The organism is Sphingomonas sp. BLCC-B65 (genome assembly GCF_028550675.1).
In the GTDB taxonomy this organism is placed as follows: domain Bacteria; phylum Actinomycetota; class Actinomycetes; order Actinomycetales; family Microbacteriaceae; genus Microbacterium.
In genome coordinates, this window is record NZ_JAQQGL010000002.1 from 86693 (window position 1) to 105803 (window position 19111).

Sequence of the window (19111 nt, forward strand, 5' to 3'; positions counted from 1 at the left end):
ATCAGTAACCCGAGAAGGCGTCCGTCGTGAGTGTCCGAGCCTTCTCGAGGGCGGGGGCGAGATCCGCGATGAGACGCGGCGGACCCGACACGTAGGCATGCCGCGACGCGAGATCGGGCACCATCTGCAGCAGTCCCGCGGCATCCAGACGGACGCCCTGCGCCCACGTCCAGTGCCCGGGAAGCGTGTCGGGCTCGGTGCGAGTGAAGACGATCACCGGAATGCGGGCGTGTTCGAACTCGTCGCGAAACGCGAGCTCTTCGGCATCCGCGGCGACGTAGACGAACACCACGTCACGCTGCTCCCCCGACAGGCGCAGGTGGCGCAGCTGCGAGACGAAGGGCGTGACGCCGATGCCGGCGGCGACCATCAGCACCGGCGCCGACGCGCGCGCCGGCAGGACGAAGTCGCCCCACACGCCGGTCACCGCGAGCTGCTGGCCCGGCTCGACGAGCGCGAGCGCCTTCTTGTAGCTGGACTGCGATCCTTCGCGCAGCGCGATGCGCACCTCCGGCAGCTCCTCCGGGGCCGAGACGATGCTGAACTCCCGGCGCGTGCCACGCGCATCGGGGCGGGGGTGCGGCACCTCGAGCTCGAGATACTGCCCCGCGACGAAACGGAAGCGCCGTTCGGCCCGGAACGACAGCTCGCGCACGGTGGGCGTGAGGGCGACACGTTCCTGGAAGGTGAGGCGCACCGCCGTACGTAGGGCGAAGACGAAGGCGATGAGGTTGCCGACCAGCAGCGCGCGCTCCTGACCGAGACTGACGTCGCCGACGTCGATGGGCCAGCCGGCGAGGACGCCGACCACCGCCGCGACCACGAACTGCTGCCACCGGCGCGGGGGCAGCGTCAGCGGCTCGGAGAGCATGAAAGCGCCGAGGAACAGGAACGGCGACGACCAGAGGATGTTCCAGAACACCGTCCCCGCATCGAGTGCGAGCCCCGCCTGCTGGTACTGCAGCGTGGTGCGCACGAAGGCGACCGCCACCGCGACGACGAGGAAGAGCGCGATGATGCGCACCTTCTCGGTGCGAACGAGCACGACGAGGCCGAGCAGGATGACGGGTCCGGCGAGGAAGGGGGAACCCACCCACCATGCGGACGAGCCCAGGTCCGGCAGCCACACGCTCAACACCGTGAGCACGGTCGCGCCGACCGCAGCGGGATTGAAGATGTGGCGTCCCTGCCAGACCAGCAGGTACTTGGATGCCGAGGCTACGAGTCCCGCGACGGCGATGCCCACGAGCGCCGCCGGCTCCACCGTAGGGCGCAGGACGAACAGCAGGATCAGCACGGTGACGAGCGACGACTCCCACCGCCAGTCCTTGCCGAGCACGCGGTGCCCGATCGCATCGGTCGCGGCACAGACCAACGCGAGCACGAGGAGGGTAACCAGCAGCTCCCACGGCGAGGGCCCGACCGCTCCCGCGAAGGACAGCACGAGAGCGATCGCGGCCAGGACGGCGAGCGCGAGAACGACCAGGCGGTACATCGATACGCGACCGAGCACCGCCAGGGTGCGACTCCATGCCGCGGTGAGTGAGCTCATCACAGGAACAACTCTGCCTTACTGTCGGGCGACCACTCCACGCGGCCGTCAGTGGTCATACGCACCCACGCCGCGGCGTGGGCGTCGGCGAACGCGGGTCCGCCGTCGAAGAAGAGCGCGGTGGCGGCGGCATCGGCGGTCATGGCGTCGGCGGCGACCACCCACGTCGCGGCGATCGTGCGCACCGGCTCTCCGGTGCGCGCGTCCAGCACGTGATGCAGTCCCCCGCCGTCCGCGGCCGGCCAGGCGCGGCGCTGGATCGCGGACGCGCAGAGCGCGGCATCCGTCACCCGCCACACCCCGATCGCGCGCGTCGGGTCGAAGGGGTGCTCGAGTGCGATCGTCTCGCTGCCGCGCAGAGCGATGTCGCCGCCGGCGTCGACCGTCACCGCACCCTCCACGAGCGCCGCGACGCGACGCAGCACGCGGTCGACGAGGCGCCCTTTGCCGAGCGCTCCGACATCGATCGTCGCCGGCGTGCGCAGGGTGAGCCGTTCGCCGCCCCATGTCAGCAGCTGCGACCATCCCGCCGGAGCGGCTTGCGCGCCGTGGTCCACGAGCCCGTACTGGGCGTCGTAGCCACGGCGCGCGAGCGCGTCGCCGATGAGCGGGTTGACGGCTTCGGCCGTGGCCTCGCTCAGCGCGAGGAACAGATCCAGCATCGGCGCCGCGTCGACGGGCGCCGGGATGGATCCTGCCGCCGTCGCGAGCGCGGCGATCTCGGCATCGGGCCGAAATCGCGACCACGCGCGGTCGAACGCGTCGATCAGAACACCGACCTCGGAGCGCACCGTGGCGGACAACTCCACGGCCGTGTCGATGCGCCAGCGCGTGCCGATCGCCTCGAACTCCCAGCGGAGAGCGGGGGGCGCGGACGAGTCGGGCGCGTCGGGCGCGGTCACGCCTTCGCTTCGGTCTTGATCTCTTCGATCGCCTTGTTGAATCCACCGCTGGTCAGCGACGAACCGGCGACGCGCGACACCGAGATGTCCTCGATCTTCTTGCCGACGACCTCGGAGCTGATTCCGCCGATGAACTGGCTCTGATACTGCTTCGACTCGCTCTTGGTCGGATTTCCGCTGACCTGCACGTCGGTGATGACGTCGTCGGCGAGCGTGACCGTCACCGAGATGGTCTCGACCGACTCGGGGGTCGCGTACGAACCGTCGGCCGAGTAGGTGCCGTCCTTGTACACGCTGCCGGAGGCGGCGGCCCCGGTGCTGCCGGTGGCAGGAGGCGAGGACGCCGTCGAGGGGGTGGACTCGTCGGCGGGGGCGGTAGACGGCGACGCGGTGCTCGTCGTGGTGGCCGAGCAGCCCGCGAGGGCGATCATTCCGAACACCGAGACGGCAGCAGCGCCGGTGCGGACGGAACGGGGTACGGCGGTGGTGCGGATCATGATGGTCCTCCTTCTGTCGTGCCCTGCCGCTTCAGATGCGGGGGGCGCATCGCGGTGGCGCTTTCCACGCTAGCGGCGCGCTCGGACCAGACCCCTGCGTTTTCCTATGCATTCGCATTGAGAATCGGGCGGCTGCGCAGCGCCTTGAACACCTCTACCGCGAGGAACACGGCGACGGCTGCGGCGATCGGGATGATCCAGCCGAGGCCGTCGAGGGGCTCCGAACCGAACAGCTCGTTCAGGAACGGCACGTAGGTGTACAGCAGCTGCAGAGCCACGAGCGCCATCGCGGACCACCAGATGACCGGGTTGCCGCGCAAGACGTCGATCGTGAGGCTCGAGCGTCCCAGGAATCGACAGTTCAGCAGGAAGGCGAGCTGGGCGAAGGCGAGCGTGGAAACCGCCTCCGTGCGGGCAACGCCGATGTCGGCGCCGCGGGCGAGCGCAAGGCCGAAGACCACGAGGGTGGCACCGCCGATGAGCACCGAGACCGCCAGGATGAAGCCGAGCTCACGCATCGAGACGATGGATCCGCCGGTCGGCCGCGGTGGTCGGTTCATGATGCCCCGTTCGGCGGGCTCGTAGGCCAGCGCAAGCGAGAGGGTGATGGCCGTGACCATGTTGACCCACAGCACCTGCACGGGTGTGAGCGGCAGGGTGAGGCCGAAGACGACCGCCACCAGGATGACGAGCGACTGCGCACCGTTGGTCGGCAGCAGGAAGACGACCGACTTGCGGAGATTGTCGTAGATCCGCCGTCCCTCGGCGATCGCGCTGCGGATCGTCGCGAAGTTGTCGTCGGCCAGGACGATCTCGGCCGCCTCCTTCGTCGCCTCGGTGCCCTTGATGCCCATGGCGATGCCGACGTCGGCCCGGGTGAGCGCGGGCGCGTCGTTCACACCGTCGCCGGTCATCGCGACGACCTCGCCGTGCGCCTGCAGTGCGCGCACGATGCGGATCTTGTGCTCCGGACTGGTGCGGGCGAAGACGTCGACCTCCTGCACCACGCCCTTCAGCTGCTCCTGGCTCATCGCCTCGAGTTCTGCGCCGGTCAGCACCGGAGCGTCCGCGTCGCGGATAAGCCCCATCTCCCTGCTGATCGCCATCGCCGTGCCGGCGTGGTCTCCGGTGATCATCTTCACGCGGATACCGGCGGCATGGCAGTCCGCGATGGCGACGATGGCCTCGGGTCGAGGCGGATCGACGATGCCCCAGAGACCGAGCATCTCCAGATCGACGAGGTCCTCGGCATCCAGCGTCTCGGCCCTCGTGGCCTTGCGCGCCGCGGCGAGGACCCGCAGCCCCTGGGCGCTGAGCTCCTCGACGGCCCGCTCCCAGAACACGCGGTCGACGGGCTCGGCACCCTCCGCGCCGCGCTGGGTGAGTGCGCGTTCGAGCAGACGGTCAGGCGCACCTTTGACGAGCACCGCCCGCGAACCGTCCGCGCTCTCGTGCAGCGTTGCCATGAACTTGTTGGCGGAGTCGAAGGGGACGACGGCGATGCGGCGTGCGTCAGCGCTGTCGACACCCCCCTTCATGGCGACGACCTTCAGCGCCCCCTCGGTCGGCTCGCCCACCAGCGACCAGCCGAGAAGGTGCGCCCGACCGGCATCCGTACCGTCCGCCACCCGCTCCAGCGATGCATCGTTGCAGAGATCGGCGACGGCCAGCAACGCCGCCAGGTCTGCGCCGCCGGCAGGGGTGATCGTTCCCGTCGGGTCGTAGCCGAGCCCGGAGACCTCGTAGCGGGAGAGAGGGGTGAGCATGGTGCGCACCGTCATCTCGTTCTTCGTCAGCGTTCCCGTCTTGTCGGAGCACACGGTGGTGACCGAGCCCAGCGCCTCCACGGCGGGCAGCTTGCGCGTGATCGCGTGGCGCCGCGCCATCTGCTGCACCCCGATCGCCAGCGTGATCGTGACCAGGGCGGGAAGCCCCTCCGGAATCGCCGCCACCGCGAAGCCGATCGTCGCCGAGACGAGGTCGGGCAACGGCATCTCGTGCAGGTATCGGCCGATCACCATCATCACCAGCGCCATGCCGAGGATGACGAGTGTCAGCGTCTTGCCGAACGCGGCCAGCTGAGCGGTCAGCGGAGTTTCGAGCGCGCCCGCCTCGCCCACGAGCGCCTGGATCTTGCCGATCTCCGTCCGCGCCCCGGTGCCGGTGACGATGCACACCCCCTGCCCCGCAGTGACGATCGTGCCGGAGAACACCATCGAGGACCGGTCCCCCACCCCCGCTTCCGCCGCGACGGCCGCCGGTGCTTTCGCGGAGGGCATCGACTCACCGGTCAGGGCGGCTTCGTCGACACGCAGCTGGGTGGCCTCGACGATGCGTGCATCGGCGGGCACCTTGTCGCCGGGCATCAGTCGCACCACGTCGCCGGGAACCAGTTCGGAGGCCGCGACGGTCGTCCAACGTCCCTCCCGGCGCACGGTCGCATCCGCGGAGAGCATGCCACGGATGCCGGCGAGGGCCTTCTCCGCCCGCCCTTCCTGGACGTAGCCGATGACGGCGTTGATGACGGCGACGGACACGATCACCCAGAAGTCGAGCCAGTCGCCCATGACGGCCTTGATCGCCGCGGCGGCGAGGAGGATGTAGATCAGGGTGTCGTTGAAGTGCGACAGGAATCGCTGCCACGCCGGCGTGCGCTTCGGCTCAGGCAGAAGGTTGGGCCCGACGACAGCATGTCGGGCTCGCGCGTCGTCCGCCGTCAGGCCGTCCTCTCCGACGCGAAGGAGGCGGCGAACCTCCGCGACGTCAGCGGCGTGCGGGGCGGCAACGGTGAGTTCGACGTCGGCAGCAGCGTGGGCGCTCATACCGCGATCCTAGGAGGCGCGCTTCGCCGCCGCGGGTGCGATCGCCAGGATGACGTCCGGCGACGCTCACGCCGCCGCGACCGGGGGCGGCGGGCTCAGGCGGCGCCGTCGAACATGCTCGTGACCGAGCCGTCCTCGAAGACCTCTTTGATCGCGCGCGCGAGCAGCGGAGCGATGGGCAGAATCGTCAGCCCCGGGAAGCGCTTCTCGTCCGCAAGGGGAATCGTGTCGGTCACGACGACTTCGTCGATCGCCGCATCCTGCAGGCGCTCGGTCGCCGGAGCGCTGAACACCGCGTGCGTGGCCGCCACGATGACCCGTTCGGCCCCGTTGGCCTTCAGCGCCTGCGCCGCCTTGACGATGGTGCCGCCGGTGTCGATCATGTCGTCGACGAGCAGGCAGACGCGACCCTCGACGTGTCCCACGATCTCGTTGACGGTCACCTGGTTGGCGACGTTCGGGTCGCGGCGTTTGTGGATGATCGCGAGAGGCGCTCCGAGCGAGTCGGACCACTGGTCGGCCACGCGCACGCGCCCGGTGTCGGGCGAGACGACGGTGAGCTTGGCACGGTCGTCGGCCGAAAGGCTGTTCTGGAAGTACTCGAGCAGCACGGGCTTGGCGAACAGGTGATCGACCGGTCCATCGAAGAACCCCTGGATCTGAGCGGCGTGCAGGTCCACGCTCATCACGCGGTCGGCACCCGCCGTCTTCAGCAGATCGGCGACGAGACGCGCGCTGATCGGCTCGCGACCGCGACCCTTCTTGTCCTGACGCGAGTACGGGTAATACGGCGCGACGACGGTGATCCGCTTCGCGGAGGCGCGCTTGGCGGCATCCAGCATGATCAGCAGCTCCATGAGCCACTCGTTCACCGGGGGGCCGAAGGACTGGATGATGAAGGCATCGCAGCCGCGGATCGACACCTCGAAGCGGGTCAGGATCTCGCCGGAGGCGAACGTACGATGCTCGGTCGGTACCAGCTCGGTGCCGAGCGCCTGGGCGACGTCATGCGACAGGGTCGGATGCGAGCTGCCGCTGGCGACAACCAGACGCTTCTTGGTCTTGGCGACGAGTCCGGGGGCGATCCCGCGCTCGACGTCCAGGTCAACCGTGTGCTTCTTGCGCGCCATGGTCCGCTTCCTGTGCAGTGCGGGAACGTGCGGCAGCCGCGGCCGCGGCCGTTCCCGGTCGGTGGTTCTCGACCCACCCCTCGACGTTGCGCTGGGGGGCAACGCTCAAGGCGAGAGCTCCGGGCGGGACGTCCTTCCGGATCACCGCACCGGCACCGGTCTTGGCGCCATCTCCGATCCTAACGGGCGCGACGAAGACGTTGTGCGAGCCGGAGTGCACCTCGTCGCCGATCTCGGTGCGATGCTTGGCGATGTCGTCGTAGTTCGCGGTGATCGCGCCAGCGCCGAGGTTGACGCCGCGTCCGATCGTCGTGTCGCCGATGTAGGACAGGTGGGGAACCTTGCTGCCTGCGCCGATGGTGGAGTTCTTCGTCTCCACGAACGTTCCGATCTTGCCTCCGTCAGCCAGCACGGTACCCGGCCGCAGATAGGCGAACGGTCCGACCGAGGCGCCTGCCCCGATGACGGCGAGGGTCGCATCAGTGCGGCGGACGACGGCGTTCTCGCCGACCTCGCAGTCCTCCAGCGTCGTGTCGGGTCCGATCGTGGCGCCGGCAGCCACGGCAGTGGCGCGCAGGATGTGGGTGTTGGGCAAGACCGTCACGTCGGGCGCGAGGGTCGCGGTGACATCGATCCAGGTCGTCGCCGGATCCTGAATCGTGACGCCGTCGAGTTGCCACCGGCGCACGGTGCGCGCGTTGAGCAGGCGCCCGGCCTCGGCGAGCTGCGCGCGATCGTTGACGCCGAGCGTCAGCGAGACGTCGGAGACGACGGATGCCGTGACGGCGAGCCCCGCGGTGCGGGCCAGGCCCACGACGTCGGTCAGATACTTCTCGCCCTGCGCGTTTTGGGTGCCCACACGCGCCAGCTGCGAGCGCAACATCTCCGCCTGGAAGACGTAGACGCCCGCGTTGATCTCGGTGATCGCCGCTTCCGCGGCCGTGGCGTCCTTCTGCTCGACGATGCGCTCCACGCCGCCGTTGGTGGCGCGCACGACACGGCCGTAGCCGGTCGCGTCGTCGAGCACGGCCGACAGCAGTGTGATCGCAGCCCGGGACGAGCGGTGGTCTCGGATGAGGGCGCTCAGCGTCTCGGCATCGAGCAGGGGGACGTCACCGGAAAGCACCAGCACGTCGCCGTCGAAATCGGGGACGGCGTCCAGGGCGACTTCGACGGCGCGACCGGTGCCCGGGATCTCGTCCTGGTCGACGACGACGACCTCGGGCGAGATACCGGTCACCGCATCGGCGACGAGATCCCTTTCGTGCCGGACGACGACGAGAACGTGGGCGGGCGACAGGTCGCGGGCCGTGTCGAGAACGTGTCCGACGAGCGGGCGACCGCCGATGCGGTGCAGCACCTTCGGCAGCGACGACCGCATGCGGGTTCCCTGCCCCGCGGCGAGGATCACGACGGCGAGGGACGCATCCAACGTGTTCTCTGTCATGCTCCGCCGCCAGGATTCGAACCTGAACCTCACAGCTCCAAAGGCTGTCGTGCTGCCGTTACACTACGGCGGACCGCACCCCACGAGACGGCGGGTGTGCCGCTCCAGTCTGCCAGTCCCGACCCCGGATGACCGCATCGCCGTGCTCAGGCGAGCATGAGGAAGAGCTTCTCCAGCTCGTCGGCGGTGACGCCGTCTTCCGCGGCTGCACCCTCCGGATCGGACAGACACTCCCGCAGCGCCGTGGACACGATGGCGAAGCCGGCGCGGTCCAGCGCGCTGGACACCGCCGCCAGCTGGGTCACCACGTCACGACAGGGCTTTCCCTCCTCGACGGCGGCGATGACCGCATCGAGCTGACCCCGCGCGCGGCGCAGGCGATTGGCGATCTTGCGCTGCGCGGCGCCGTCGTGCGCTGTCGCGGCGTCCGACGCGGACGCGTTCGCCGTCATCGTCCGAAGACGCGGGCGAGGAAGCCGCCGCCCGCTTCCTGTTCGTGGCCGGGGCAGCGTTGGGCCGCCGGCACGTTCTTCATCACCTGATCGACGTGCTGGCCGCAGCCGGCCCACGTCGTCTTGCCGCAGGTTCGGCACGTTACTGCTGAGCACATGAGAGTTCTCCTTCTCGTCGTTCGTACGTATGACGTTGTCGGTGGTGCGGCGAAGAGTCCGCGCCGCTCAGATGCGGGCGTGGTCGGAGACGAGCACCGCATCCGCGTGCTCACCGAGAACGGCGCGCAGCGTCAGCATGCCGCCGGACAGGGACGCCGAGTCGAACCCGGCCTGCGCGAGCACGCGGTGCGCGATCGCGGAGCGCACGCCCGACTGGCACATGACGCGCACGGGTCGCCCGGCGGCGGCGGCACGCACCTCGTCGAGCCGGCCGCGCAACGCGGTGTGCGGGATGGCGAGCGCCCCGGGCAGATGCCCGGTGGACAGCTCCGCGGGGGTGCGCACGTCGAGGATCAGCGCGGTCTCGGTGACCGCGTCGACGTCCTGCGCGTACCAGAGGCGGAGGGCCCCGCTCCGGACGTTCTCGCCGACCATCCCGACCATGTTGACGGGATCCTTCGCAGAGCCGTACGGCGGTGCGTAGGCCAGGTCGAGGTCGATCAGCTCATCCACCGCCCAGCCCGCACGGATGGCCGTCGCGAGCACGTCGATCCTCTTGTCGACCCCGTCGGCGCCGACGGCCTGCGCTCCCAGCAGCAGGCCGTCACTCCGACGGATGTGGACGACCAGATGGATCTGCGAGGCGCCGGGAAAGTAGCCGGCGTGCTGGCCCGGATGAAGGTGCAGCGTGTCCGCGTCGATCCCGGCGGCGGCGAGCGCGGCGCGGTTCGCGCCGGTCATCGCCACCGTCTGCGCACCGACACGGACGATCGCCGTCCCGACGGGGCGCGGAAGCGGACGAGCGTGCTCCGGACGGAGAATCGCGTCGGCGACGAGCCGTCCGGCGCGGTTGGCGGGTCCGGCGAGCGCGACGGGACGCACGGCCCCGGTGACGGCGTCGACGGATGCCGTCGCATCACCGACCGCGTAGACGTCGGGCAGCGAGGTACGTCCGTGCTCGTCGATGATCATCGCTCCACGCACGCATGCGACGCCCGCGGCCTCGAAGACCGCCGTGTCGGGACGAACACCCACCGAGAGCACGATGATGTCGGCGTCGAGGCGGGTGCCGTCGTCGAGGACGACGACGTCGCCGTCCTCACCGGATTCGACCGCGGTGGCCGCGGTGCCGGCGCGCACCTCGATGCCGAGCGTCCGCAGTTCCGCGGTTACGAGGGCGGCCAGCTCGTCCTCGAGCGGGGGCAGCACGTGCGGCGCGAACTCGACGACGGTGGTGTGCAGCCCACGCTGGGCAAGCGCTTCGGCGGCCTCGATGCCGATGAAGCCCGCTCCGAGCACGACGGCACGGCGCGCACCGGCCTGGACGCGATCACGCAACGCGACCGCGTCTTCGACGCTGCGCAGCGTCCGCACCCGCGGCGAGTCCAGTCCGGTGATGGGCGGCGTCGCCGCGGCGGCGCCCGGAGCCAGCACGAGGGCGTCGTAGTGCAGGGTGTCGACACCGTCTGCGCTCATCACGGTCACGGTCTTGGCCGCGGCATCCACCGCCGTCACCTCGTGACCGGGGCGCACGTCGAGCGCGAGAGACGCTTTCAGCGAGGCCGGGGTCTGCACGAGCAGAGCGGACTCATCGGCGATCTCTCCGCCGACGTAGTAGGGCAGGCCGCAGTTCGCGAACGAGACGTGCGCGCCGCGCTCGAGGACGATGATCTCGGCCGCCTCATCGAGCCTGCGCGCACGCGCGGCACAGCTCATGCCTCCGGCCACTCCCCCGACGATCACGATGCGCATCTGTTCTCCTTCTCGAACGCGTGTTCACACGATACCCCCGGGGGTATCTTGACGCAACTCCGAGGGCCGCCGTGACGATAATGGAGGCATGTCCACCGAGCACGACGAAGTCGACCGCATCGTCGGCGCGTGGGGCGCCCAGCGACCGGATCTCGACTTCTCGCCGCTGGAGGTGCTCTCGCGAGTGGATCGCCTGTCGCGGCATCTCGACCGGGCGCGACGCGAGGCGTTTCGTCGCAGCGACCTCGAACCCTGGGAGTGGGACGTGCTGTCGGCACTGCGACGGGCCGGCGAGCCCTACCAGCTCAGTCCCAAGCAGCTGCTGCAGCAGACGCTGGTCTCCAGCGGCACGATGACGAACCGCATCGACCGCCTCGTCGGACGCCGCCTGGTGCGCCGCGAGGCCGATCCCGGTGACGGACGCAGCGTTCTGGTGACGATCACCGACGAGGGCAAGACCCGCGTGGATGCCGCGATCACACGCCTCGTCGACGCCGAAGCCCTGCTGCTCAGCGTGCTGTCACGCTCCGATCGCGAGCGACTCGCGGGCCTGCTGCGAAAGCTGTCGCTGGGCTTCGACTCCTGACAGCGTCGTCGACCCGCACGCACCGTCCTTCTCAGGCCGTACGGGAACGCGACGGACCCCCGAGGCTCGCAGCGGCCACGGCGATGACCGAGACCAGGACGAGCGCGAGTGCCGGCGCCGCCGTCGCCCAGGGGGCACGTTCCACGTAGTCGATCCCCTCGGAGAGCAGCAGACCCCACTCGGGTGTCGGCGGAGGCGCTCCCAGGCCCAGGAAGCCGAGCGAAGCCAGAGCCAGCGCCACTCCGGGCAGCCGCAGCATTGCGTGGCGCGTCAGCGGCGGGAGAGCCGCGGGCACCACGAGACGCAGGTTCACCCCGACGGGACGCATCCCGAGCACCGGCATCCACCGCACATGGGGCATGGCACGCGCCTCGGCGATGAGGCTGCGGGCATGAGCGGCCAAGGGCGGCCAACTCACCCACAGCACAGCCGCGGCCGCACCGCCCGCGGTCGGTCCGAACAGCGCGGCGACCACCACTCCGGCGATCAGGGGCGGCGTTGCGTTCGCCACCTCGACCGGACCGTCCGACCAGGGCCCCGCGAAGGCGACGACGAGCCCGAGGGCTACCGCGACGATGACGATCAGCACGGCGGGCCCGAGGGTTCCCACGGCGCCGTGCGCGACCCGCGCCAACAGATCACGCCCGGAGGCATCCGCCCCGAACGGAAGCTCCCACGACGGCGGGGCCAGCCGGGGGTGCGCACTCGCCATCGGGTTACGGAAGATGCCGGCGACCACGATCGCGGCGAGCAGGGCCGCGGCGACGACCAGCGTCGTGACGGCCACACCGTCGCGTGGGCGATGCGCCGGCGGCGGGGCCAGCGCACCTGCGGGCAGTGGGCCGCCCCACGCCCACAGCCGTGCGAGCGCGAACACGGCGCCGACGGCGATCGCCGCCACCGTGATCATGAGCACGCCGGCCTGCAGCGCCGGCAGATCCTGCGCATTCGCCGCGCCCAGCAGGTACCGCCCGACGCCCGGGATGGCGAAGACCTGCTCCACCGCCACGGCTCCTCCCAGGATGCCGATCAAGACCAGGCCGAGCTGATCGATGACCGCGGCCACCGCCCGGCGAATGACGGCGAGAAGGACGACGTGGCCAGGGGCGCCGCCCGCGCGCCAGACCTCGACCCAGCGTTCGCCGCTCGCGGCGGCGAGAGCATCGACGAGAAGGCGACCCAGCAAACCACCCGCGGGGATGCCGAGGGCCAGCGCCGGCAGCACGACGTTGATCACACCCTGCCAGCCGTACGGCGGGAACAGGCGCAGCTGCACGGCGAAGACCACGAGCAACGCACTCGCGAGCAGAAACTCCGGCATCGCGGTCAATACCACCCCCGCCGGCCCCGCACCGCGCACCGGCCCGTCGCGGATCACCCGGACGCATGTCGGCGAGACGAGAGCGACGGTGACGACGAGCGCGACGGCGAGGGCGAAGGCGGTCAGCGTGAGGGATACCCCGAACGCGTTCCAGACGCCCGGAGCGACCGCTCGTCCGCTGACCCACGACGTGCCGAGCTCGCCCCGGACCACCCCCGCCCACCAGCGCATGCTGGTGAGCAGGGGGCCGCCGTCGAGGCCAAGCTCGGCTCGGATCGATGCGAGAGCCTCGGGAGTGGGCTCGAGTTCGGCGTAGCGCGCTCGCAGGATCGACGCGGCGGCGTCGCGCTGCGACAACCAGGGCAGGGCACCGGCGAGCGTCAGCAGCGCCGCCGCGGCAACGATCCGCGAGACGAGCGACGCCGCGTCAGCGCCGCGCATCGCCCGCGGGGGCCGCCGGATCGATCCACGTGTCGATCGTGACGAGGGTGCGCTCGCGCGGGTCGCGGGCGGCATCGCGCACCCGCGCCGACTCCCCCTGCACGACGCGCTCGTGCAGCAACGGTACGGCCGCATCGGTGGCCAGAACCTTCGCTTCCGCGACGAGGACCGCCTTCTGACGGTCGGGACCGGCGGCGATCCGAGACGCCGCGGCGATCGCCGCGTCGACGTCGGCGCTGCACAGCTGCGAGATCGAGAACCCGCCGCCGCAGCCGAAGTCGGAGGCGAGGTAGGCGACGGGATCACCCGAGTCGAGCACCGTGGCCCGCGAGAGGATGAACGCGTCGAAGGCGCCCGCCAGAGCGTCGGCCTCGATGAACTGGTACTCGCGGACGTCCTGGGTCACGATGAAGCCGACCGCTTCGAGCTGCTGTTGGACGAGCACCGCGACCTCCGGCAGTTCGGCGCGATCAGTGAAGGTTCCGAGCGTGATCGGCACGCGGTCGACGACCGCCGCGGGCGCGCGGGTCGCGAGGACGGCGTCGAGGTCGGCGCTGTCCCGGGCTCCGACGGTCCAGGGCAGGGCCGGGCCGAGCAGTCCCTTCGCCTCGTCCGCACGACCTTCGTACACCGCGGCGATGATGCGCGCACGATCGAGGGCGCCGCGCGCCGCAGCGCGCACACTCGGATCGGCGAACGGGCCCCGAGCGGTGTTCAGGTACAGAGTGTTGGTGCGCGGCATCGGCACCTCGTGCACAAGCGCCGGATCGACGGTCTCGATCTGTCCCGCGGGCACCGTTTCGACGATGTCGGCGGTTCCGGTGCGCAGCGCCGCGGTGCGCGCCGTGCCGTCCGGCACGAACGAGGCGTCGATGCCGGCGAGTTTGGCCCGTCCGCCCCAGTACCCGTCGAAGCGGTCGAGAGTGGCCCCGGTGATGCCGTTGACGGCGACGAGTTGGAAGGGGCCGGTGCCCGTTCCGATCGGCGACACGGTGTCACCCGTGTACGCCGATGCGGCCAGGATCGACAGCTGGGGGCTGGAGAGGCGTTGCGGCAGCAGCGGGTCCACATCGCCGGTGGTCACGATGACGGCATCCCCTTCCGCGCGTGCCTGCAGCCCGATCCCCTTCAGGATGCGTGGGAGCGGACTGGCGGAGGCCGCCCGCTGGAGCGATCGCACCACGGCATCCGGCGTCAGGGCGGTGCCGTCGTGGAAGCGCACGCCCGAGCGGATCTGGAAGCGCCAGGTGGTGGCGTCGACCTGCTCCCACGACGTCGACAACGACGGACGGGCGACGGCGTCGTCATCGAGGACGACGAGCGTCTCGGCAGTCGCCCAGCGCGAGAGTTTGAACGCATCGTCGCTCAGCGGCGACAGGCCGGAACGGGGCGGCTGCATCATCGCCAGGCTGATGCGTTCAGCGGATGCCGCGTCGGGCGCCGTCGAGCCGGCGGCGAAGCAGCCCGACAGGGCGGGCAGAGCGAGGGCGCTCAGAACGATGAGGGCGATCCTCGAGGATCGGCGACGGGTGGTCATGGTGGTCCTTTCTCGGGTGGGAGTCGGCGGGGGTGCGCGCACCGATGCACGCGAAGACGAGTCCGGCGGCCGGCAGCAGCGCCGCGGTGAGCCAGGCGGCGGGCAGTCCGATTCCTGCTGCGACGGCACCGGAGAGGGTCGAGGCTCCGAGGGCGAGCAGACCGCCCCCCGAGGCCAGCGCGCCCAGTCGCGTCGCCCGCCGGGCGTCGGATCCCGCTCCCGCGAGCAGCGACTGCGCGGACGGCGTGGCCAGCATGATGGCGACGGCGGTCGCAATCGTCGCCAGCACCGCCGCGCCGGCGAAGGATAACGGGTCGGCGGTCGCGGCAGCTCCCGCGCCGACCAGGGCCGCCAGCAGCGCGGCAGCTACGCCCACGACGACCGCGCGGGGACGGGTGAGCCGCTCCACCAGTCGCGACAACGGCCACTGCAGGGTGAGGATCGTCACCGACAGCACGACCGAGACCCCACCGACCCACCCGCCGTCGATGTCACGAGCGGCCATCTCCGTCGGCAGGAGGGAGAACAGCTGTGTGTAGACGGCCAGCACGGTCGCCGCTCCCGTCGCCGACAGGATGACGGCGCGGCCGGGTCGGGCGCGCGGCGTCGAAGGCGGAGGCGTGGCGGCCGGGCGCGCTCGCGGCAGGGGGGTGCCGTGTGGGGTCTCGCGCCCCGGCAGGAGACCCGCCAGAACAGCGAGTGCGATCGCGAAGACGATCGAGGCGCCGACCACGACGGGAACGGCATGGACCGGCATCATCACCGCACCCACGACAGCGCCGACGATCCCGCCCGCTTCACCCGCGAGAGCCAGCGCGGCGAACGGGGTGGGAGCGGCGATGGGACGAGTCTGGACGGGCGCGGGCGCCGATCGCACGGCGGTGTCCACGGCCCCGACGTACGCGTCGACGGCCGGTGAGAACAGCGCCCCGGCGACGCCGATGATCAGAACCGCGGCGACGAACACAGCGGGCGTCGGCGCGAAGGCCAGCAGCACGAACCCCGCCGCACGCACGGCGCATCCCGACAGCAGGAGCGCCCGCGGCCCGAAGCGGTCGGCGAGCGCGCCGCCGACGAGGAAGAGCCCCTGCTGCACCGCCACCCGCGCTCCGACGATGGCACCGATGGCTGCAGGCCCGAGCCCGAAGCGGGCGTCGGCGAGGACGGCGATGAACGGCACGACGCTGGAGAAGCCGACCATGAAGGCGGCCTGGGCGAGGAGCAGCACCCGCAGTCGCGGCGCCGTGCTCATGCGTTCTGCCCCGCCGCCGTGATCTCGAACGTGTCATCGCACCGTGCCGCGACGGCGGCATCGTGGGTGACGATCAGTACGGCGCTCCCGATACGCCCCGTGAGCCCGAGAAGGGCCGATGCCACGGCATCGGCGGTCGCGCGGTCGAGCGCGCTGGTCGGCTCGTCGGCCACGATGACCGCCGGGCGCACCGCGACCGCACGGGCGACGGCGGCTCGTTGCGCCTGCCCGCCCGACAGGGCGCTCGCCGGGCGGGCCAGCAGCACGGGGTCCAACCGGGCGAGCTGCGCCGCCTCCGTGACCCGGACGGACGCCTCGGCCCCGGTGGCCACACCCAGGCGACGCAGGGCGTCGGTGATCTGCGCACCGATCGTCCGTCGCGGGGCGAACGAGGCGGCGGGATCCTGCGGAACGCCTTGCACGAGACGCCGATCGGCGCGGTGCGGGACGTGACCTCGCCCGATCCATGGCTGTCCGTTCACGCGCACCTCCCCGGTCGTGGGACGGCGAAGTCCGAGGATGATCTCCGCGAGCGTGGACTTTCCTGCGCCCGATCGCCCGACCACGGCGAGGCTGCGCCCCGCCGCGATCTCGATGTCGGTGGTGGTCAAGGCGTGCGTTGTCGATCGTCCTGTGCCGTGCACGAAGGAGACGCCGCGAACCTCGAGCGCGTTCACGTGCCGGCCTTCCCGGCGGGAACATCGCGCACGATGCAGCCGCCGGCCACCTCGAGTCGGCGCGCATCCAACGTCGCCGCGACGACGGGGTCGTGCGTGGAGACGACCAGGGCAGGCGGCGTCGCGGATGCGGATGCCGAGAGCGCGCCGGCCAGGACCGCGAGCACCTCGTCGCGTGTTCGCGGGTCGAGGGCGCTCGTGGGCTCGTCGGCGATCACCCAGGGCGCGTCAGTCAGCACCGCCAGCGCGATCGCCGCGCGTTGCGCCTGGCCGCCCGACAGCTCGGCGGGCCGTCGACGCGCGACGCGCGCGTCGTCGAGACCCACGCGGGCGAGCACCGTCGATACCCGCGCACGGGAAGCGCCGGTGACGGCGGAAAGCTGGCGTTCCAGTCGAACGAGAGGGTGGAGGGCGTCGATGCCGCGTTGCGGAACCACTCCGACGCGATCGACCCCGGTGACGCGACGTGAGCCCGACAGCGTCAGCCCCGGACGCAGCCGACCCGCGATGACGGACAGCAGGAGCGTCTTACCCGATCCCGATGCTCCCGCGACGACGACGCGCTCCCCCGGAGCGATTTCGAGGCGGTCGACACGCAGGAGCGAGGTCGCAGAGCCGTCGGCGCGGACGTGCGCGTCGGAGAGAGTGAGCACGGAGCCTCCATCGCGGTGAGCGGGCCATCGCGAATGCAGCCCTGTAACTGATAATCATTATCAATCGCGGGATGCGCGAACGCAAATCCGGCCCCGCGGCCCACCGCGTAGCCCGTGGGCGTCAGCCGATGAGCTCGGAGAGCTCGAACCAACGCTCCTCCAGCGCAGCGATCTCTGCCTCGAGCTCGCCGATCGCGCGCATCTTCTCGCCCAGCCCCGCATAGTCGGACTGGTCGTGGTCGGCAAGGGCGGTGCGGGCGGCATCCACCTGGGCCGTCAGTTTCTGGATCCGCCGCTCCGCCGCCGCCAGCTCCTTCTGCGCCGCGCGGAGGTCGGAACCGGCCAACGCCGAACCACCGTCACCCTCCGACGTCGCCGCGGCGGGCGCCGCCGGCTGATCGCGCTGGGCGGCGCGGAGCCTCAGGTACTCGTCGATTCCTCCCGGCAGGTGCCGGAGGCGCCCGCTCATCACGGCGTACTGCTGATCGGTGACCCGCTCGAGGAAGTAGCGGTCGTGGCTGACCACCAGGAGCGTCCCCGCCCACGAATCGAGAAGATCCTCGATCGCGGCCAGCATGTCGGTGTCCAGGTCGTTGGTCGGCTCGTCGAGGATCAGCACGTTGGGCTGATCGAGCAGGATCAGCAGCAGCTGCAGCCGACGCTGCTGGCCACCGGACAGATCCTTCACGGGCGTCGACAGCTGCGCCGAGCTGAAGCCCATGCGCTCCAGCAGCTGGCCCGGCGTGAGTTCGGCCGCCTTGGAGCCCGTCCCGATCGTGTAGCTCGTGCGCAGGCCCGAGATGACCACGCGCACCGGATCGTCCAGGTACTGGTCGAGCTCGTCCATCCGCTGCGTGAGCGTCGCGACCTTCACGGTCTTTCCGCGCTTGACCCGACCGTGGGTGGGCTCGACCGTGCCGGCGATGAGCCCGAGGAGCGTGGACTTGCCGGCACCGTTGACCCCGAGGATGCCGGTGCGCTCCCCCGGCGCGATGCGCCACTCGACGTCCTGCAGCACCTGTCGATCGCCGTAGGTCACGCCGGCGTCGAGCAGGTCGACGACGTCCTTGCCCAACCGGGACACGGCGAGCGACTGCAACTGCACCTTGTCGCGGATCTCGGGGACGTCGGCGATGAGTTCATTGGCCGCCTCGATGCGGAACCGCGGCTTGCTGGTGCGCGCCGGCGCGCCGCGGCGCAGCCACGCGAGCTCTTTGCGAGCGAGGTTCTGTCGACGCTGCTCGATCACGGCCGACTGGCGGTCGCGCTCGACGCGCTGCAGCACGTAGGCCGCGTAGCCGCCCTCGAACGGCTCGACGATGCGGTCGTGCACCTCCCACGTCTTGGTGCAGACCTCGTCCAGGAACCATCGATCGTGGGTGACGACCAGGAGCGCACCCTGGGATGCCGACCAGCGCCGCTTGAGGTGCGCGGCGAGCCAGGCCACCGCTTCGACATCGAGGTGGTTCGTGGGCTCGTCGAGCGCCAGCACGTCCCAGTCTCCGACGAGCAGGTGCGCGAGCGCGACCCGTCGCCGCTGTCCTCCGGAGAGTCCGGCGACCGGGCCGTCCCAGTCGAGATCACCCACGAGGCCCGCGATCACGTCGCGCACCCCGGCATCCCCGGCCCAGTCGTGCTCGGCGCGGTCGCCGACGACGCTCTGCGCGATGGTCAACGTGTCATCGAGCGTGTCGCCCTGATCGAGCACGCCCACGCGCACGCCGCCGCGCACCGTCACGCGCCCGGCATCCGGCGCGAGGCGGCCGGCCAGCATGGCGATGAGGGATGACTTGCCGTCGCCGTTGCGACCGACGATGCCGATGCGGTCGCCCTCGTCGACGCCGAGCGAGACGCGGTCGAACACGACCTTCGTGGGGAATTCCAGGTGGAGGCCTTCAGCCCCGAGCAGATGCGCCATATCGGTTCCAGGC

The 19111-nt window shown here is 70.9% G+C and carries 16 protein-coding genes and 1 tRNA gene; 1 reads left to right on the top strand and 16 read right to left on the bottom strand.

The features are described 5' to 3' along the window. Position 1: 1 nt before the first annotated feature. The 10 genes from PP359_RS13770 to PP359_RS13815 all read right to left on the bottom strand — a co-directional run bounded on the left by PP359_RS13770 (position 2) and on the right by PP359_RS13815 (position 10713). On the bottom strand, positions 2 to 1552 hold the full coding sequence (locus PP359_RS13770) for an FAD-dependent oxidoreductase (RefSeq protein WP_499250858.1): 1551 nt from the start codon (positions 1550 to 1552) through the stop codon (positions 2 to 4). Next, entirely contained in the window at positions 1552 to 2454 is a 903-nt protein-coding gene (locus PP359_RS13775) for an FAD:protein FMN transferase (RefSeq protein WP_499250859.1), read from the bottom strand. The genes PP359_RS13770 and PP359_RS13775 overlap by 1 nt, the downstream gene beginning before the upstream one ends. Beyond that, a complete protein-coding gene (locus PP359_RS13780; RefSeq protein WP_499250860.1) occupies positions 2451 to 2951 on the bottom strand; it encodes an FMN-binding protein in 501 nt (166 codons plus the stop codon). The genes PP359_RS13775 and PP359_RS13780 overlap by 4 nt, the downstream gene beginning before the upstream one ends. Positions 2952 to 3055: 104 nt before the next feature. After that, positions 3056 to 5773, bottom strand: a complete 2718-nt coding sequence (locus PP359_RS13785) for an HAD-IC family P-type ATPase (RefSeq protein WP_499250861.1) — start codon at positions 5771 to 5773, stop codon at positions 3056 to 3058. A gap of 95 nt (positions 5774 to 5868) precedes the next feature. Next, the gene (locus PP359_RS13790; RefSeq protein ID WP_036315232.1) at positions 5869 to 6903 is read right to left on the bottom strand and encodes a ribose-phosphate diphosphokinase; all 1035 of its coding nucleotides are present in this window, start codon (positions 6901 to 6903) and stop codon (positions 5869 to 5871) included. Further along, positions 6878 to 8350, bottom strand: coding sequence for a bifunctional UDP-N-acetylglucosamine diphosphorylase/glucosamine-1-phosphate N-acetyltransferase GlmU (gene glmU, locus PP359_RS13795; protein ID WP_036315236.1), 1473 nt, complete (start codon positions 8348 to 8350; stop codon positions 6878 to 6880). The genes PP359_RS13790 and glmU overlap by 26 nt, the downstream gene beginning before the upstream one ends. A gap of 1 nt (position 8351) precedes the next feature. Beyond that, positions 8352 to 8423 (bottom strand) — tRNA-Gln (locus tag PP359_RS13800). 73 nt (positions 8424 to 8496) lie between these two features. Continuing rightward, a complete protein-coding gene (locus PP359_RS13805) occupies positions 8497 to 8802 on the bottom strand; it encodes a metal-sensitive transcriptional regulator (RefSeq protein ID WP_051039405.1) in 306 nt (101 codons plus the stop codon). Continuing rightward, positions 8799 to 9062 (bottom strand): DUF8730 family Cys-rich protein, encoded by a 264-nt coding sequence (locus PP359_RS13810; protein WP_499250959.1) that lies wholly within the window; start codon positions 9060 to 9062, stop codon positions 8799 to 8801. Before PP359_RS13810 ends, PP359_RS13805 begins: the two co-directional genes overlap by 4 nt. Next, on the bottom strand, positions 9028 to 10713 hold the full coding sequence (locus PP359_RS13815) for an FAD-dependent oxidoreductase (RefSeq protein WP_499250862.1): 1686 nt from the start codon (positions 10711 to 10713) through the stop codon (positions 9028 to 9030). The genes PP359_RS13810 and PP359_RS13815 overlap by 35 nt, the downstream gene beginning before the upstream one ends. 88 nt (positions 10714 to 10801) lie before the next feature. On the opposite strand from PP359_RS13815, the gene PP359_RS13820 reads away from it, so the two are divergent. Then, the gene (locus PP359_RS13820) at positions 10802 to 11299 is read left to right on the top strand and encodes a MarR family winged helix-turn-helix transcriptional regulator (protein ID WP_016464639.1); all 498 of its coding nucleotides are present in this window, start codon (positions 10802 to 10804) and stop codon (positions 11297 to 11299) included. A 31-nt stretch (positions 11300 to 11330) separates the two neighbouring features. Here the strand turns inward: PP359_RS13820 and PP359_RS13825 are convergent, their stop codons facing one another. From PP359_RS13825 to PP359_RS13850, 6 genes are all read right to left on the bottom strand, one after another. Next, a complete protein-coding gene (locus PP359_RS13825) occupies positions 11331 to 13061 on the bottom strand; it encodes an ABC transporter permease subunit (protein WP_499250863.1) in 1731 nt (576 codons plus the stop codon). Next, a complete protein-coding gene (locus PP359_RS13830; RefSeq protein WP_499250864.1) occupies positions 13048 to 14598 on the bottom strand; it encodes an ABC transporter substrate-binding protein in 1551 nt (516 codons plus the stop codon). The genes PP359_RS13825 and PP359_RS13830 overlap by 14 nt, the downstream gene beginning before the upstream one ends. Then, positions 14480 to 15850 (bottom strand): MFS transporter, encoded by a 1371-nt coding sequence (locus tag PP359_RS13835; RefSeq protein WP_499250865.1) that lies wholly within the window; start codon positions 15848 to 15850, stop codon positions 14480 to 14482. Before PP359_RS13835 ends, PP359_RS13830 begins: the two co-directional genes overlap by 119 nt. Beyond that, positions 15847 to 16461 (bottom strand): ATP-binding cassette domain-containing protein, encoded by a 615-nt coding sequence (locus tag PP359_RS13840; RefSeq protein WP_499250866.1) that lies wholly within the window; start codon positions 16459 to 16461, stop codon positions 15847 to 15849. The genes PP359_RS13835 and PP359_RS13840 overlap by 4 nt, the downstream gene beginning before the upstream one ends. Positions 16462 to 16523: 62 nt before the next feature. Beyond that, complete coding sequence (locus PP359_RS13845) at positions 16524 to 17180, bottom strand: ATP-binding cassette domain-containing protein (RefSeq protein WP_499250867.1); 657 nt, start codon at positions 17178 to 17180, stop codon at positions 16524 to 16526. A 121-nt stretch (positions 17181 to 17301) separates the two neighbouring features. Beyond that, complete coding sequence (locus PP359_RS13850; RefSeq protein WP_499250868.1) at positions 17302 to 19098, bottom strand: ABC-F family ATP-binding cassette domain-containing protein; 1797 nt, start codon at positions 19096 to 19098, stop codon at positions 17302 to 17304. Positions 19099 to 19111: the final 13 nt, after the last annotated feature.

What these genes read in the sequence shown, in the direction of transcription:
- PP359_RS13820 (WP_016464639.1), top strand. Translation starts at nt 10,802, where the DNA reads ATGTCCACCGAGCACGACGAAGTCGACCGCATCGTCGGCGCGTGGGGC.
- PP359_RS13825 (WP_499250863.1), bottom strand. Translation starts at nt 13,061, where the DNA reads ATGCGCGGCGCTGACGCGGCGTCGCTCGTCTCGCGGATCGTTGCCGCG.
- PP359_RS13815 (WP_499250862.1), bottom strand. Translation starts at nt 10,713, where the DNA reads ATGCGCATCGTGATCGTCGGGGGAGTGGCCGGAGGCATGAGCTGTGCC.
- PP359_RS13810 (WP_499250959.1), bottom strand. Translation starts at nt 9,062, where the DNA reads ATGCGGTGCTCGTCTCCGACCACGCCCGCATCTGAGCGGCGCGGACTC.
- PP359_RS13830 (WP_499250864.1), bottom strand. Translation starts at nt 14,598, where the DNA reads ATGACCACCCGTCGCCGATCCTCGAGGATCGCCCTCATCGTTCTGAGC.
- PP359_RS13790 (WP_036315232.1), bottom strand. Translation starts at nt 6,903, where the DNA reads ATGGCGCGCAAGAAGCACACGGTTGACCTGGACGTCGAGCGCGGGATC.
- PP359_RS13850 (WP_499250868.1), bottom strand. Translation starts at nt 19,098, where the DNA reads ATGGCGCATCTGCTCGGGGCTGAAGGCCTCCACCTGGAATTCCCCACG.
- PP359_RS13835 (WP_499250865.1), bottom strand. Translation starts at nt 15,850, where the DNA reads ATGAGCACGGCGCCGCGACTGCGGGTGCTGCTCCTCGCCCAGGCCGCC.
- glmU (WP_036315236.1), bottom strand. Translation starts at nt 8,350, where the DNA reads ATGACAGAGAACACGTTGGATGCGTCCCTCGCCGTCGTGATCCTCGCC.
- PP359_RS13780 (WP_499250860.1), bottom strand. Translation starts at nt 2,951, where the DNA reads ATGATCCGCACCACCGCCGTACCCCGTTCCGTCCGCACCGGCGCTGCT.
- PP359_RS13785 (WP_499250861.1), bottom strand. Translation starts at nt 5,773, where the DNA reads ATGAGCGCCCACGCTGCTGCCGACGTCGAACTCACCGTTGCCGCCCCG.
- PP359_RS13770 (WP_499250858.1), bottom strand. Translation starts at nt 1,552, where the DNA reads ATGAGCTCACTCACCGCGGCATGGAGTCGCACCCTGGCGGTGCTCGGT.
- PP359_RS13805 (WP_051039405.1), bottom strand. Translation starts at nt 8,802, where the DNA reads ATGACGGCGAACGCGTCCGCGTCGGACGCCGCGACAGCGCACGACGGC.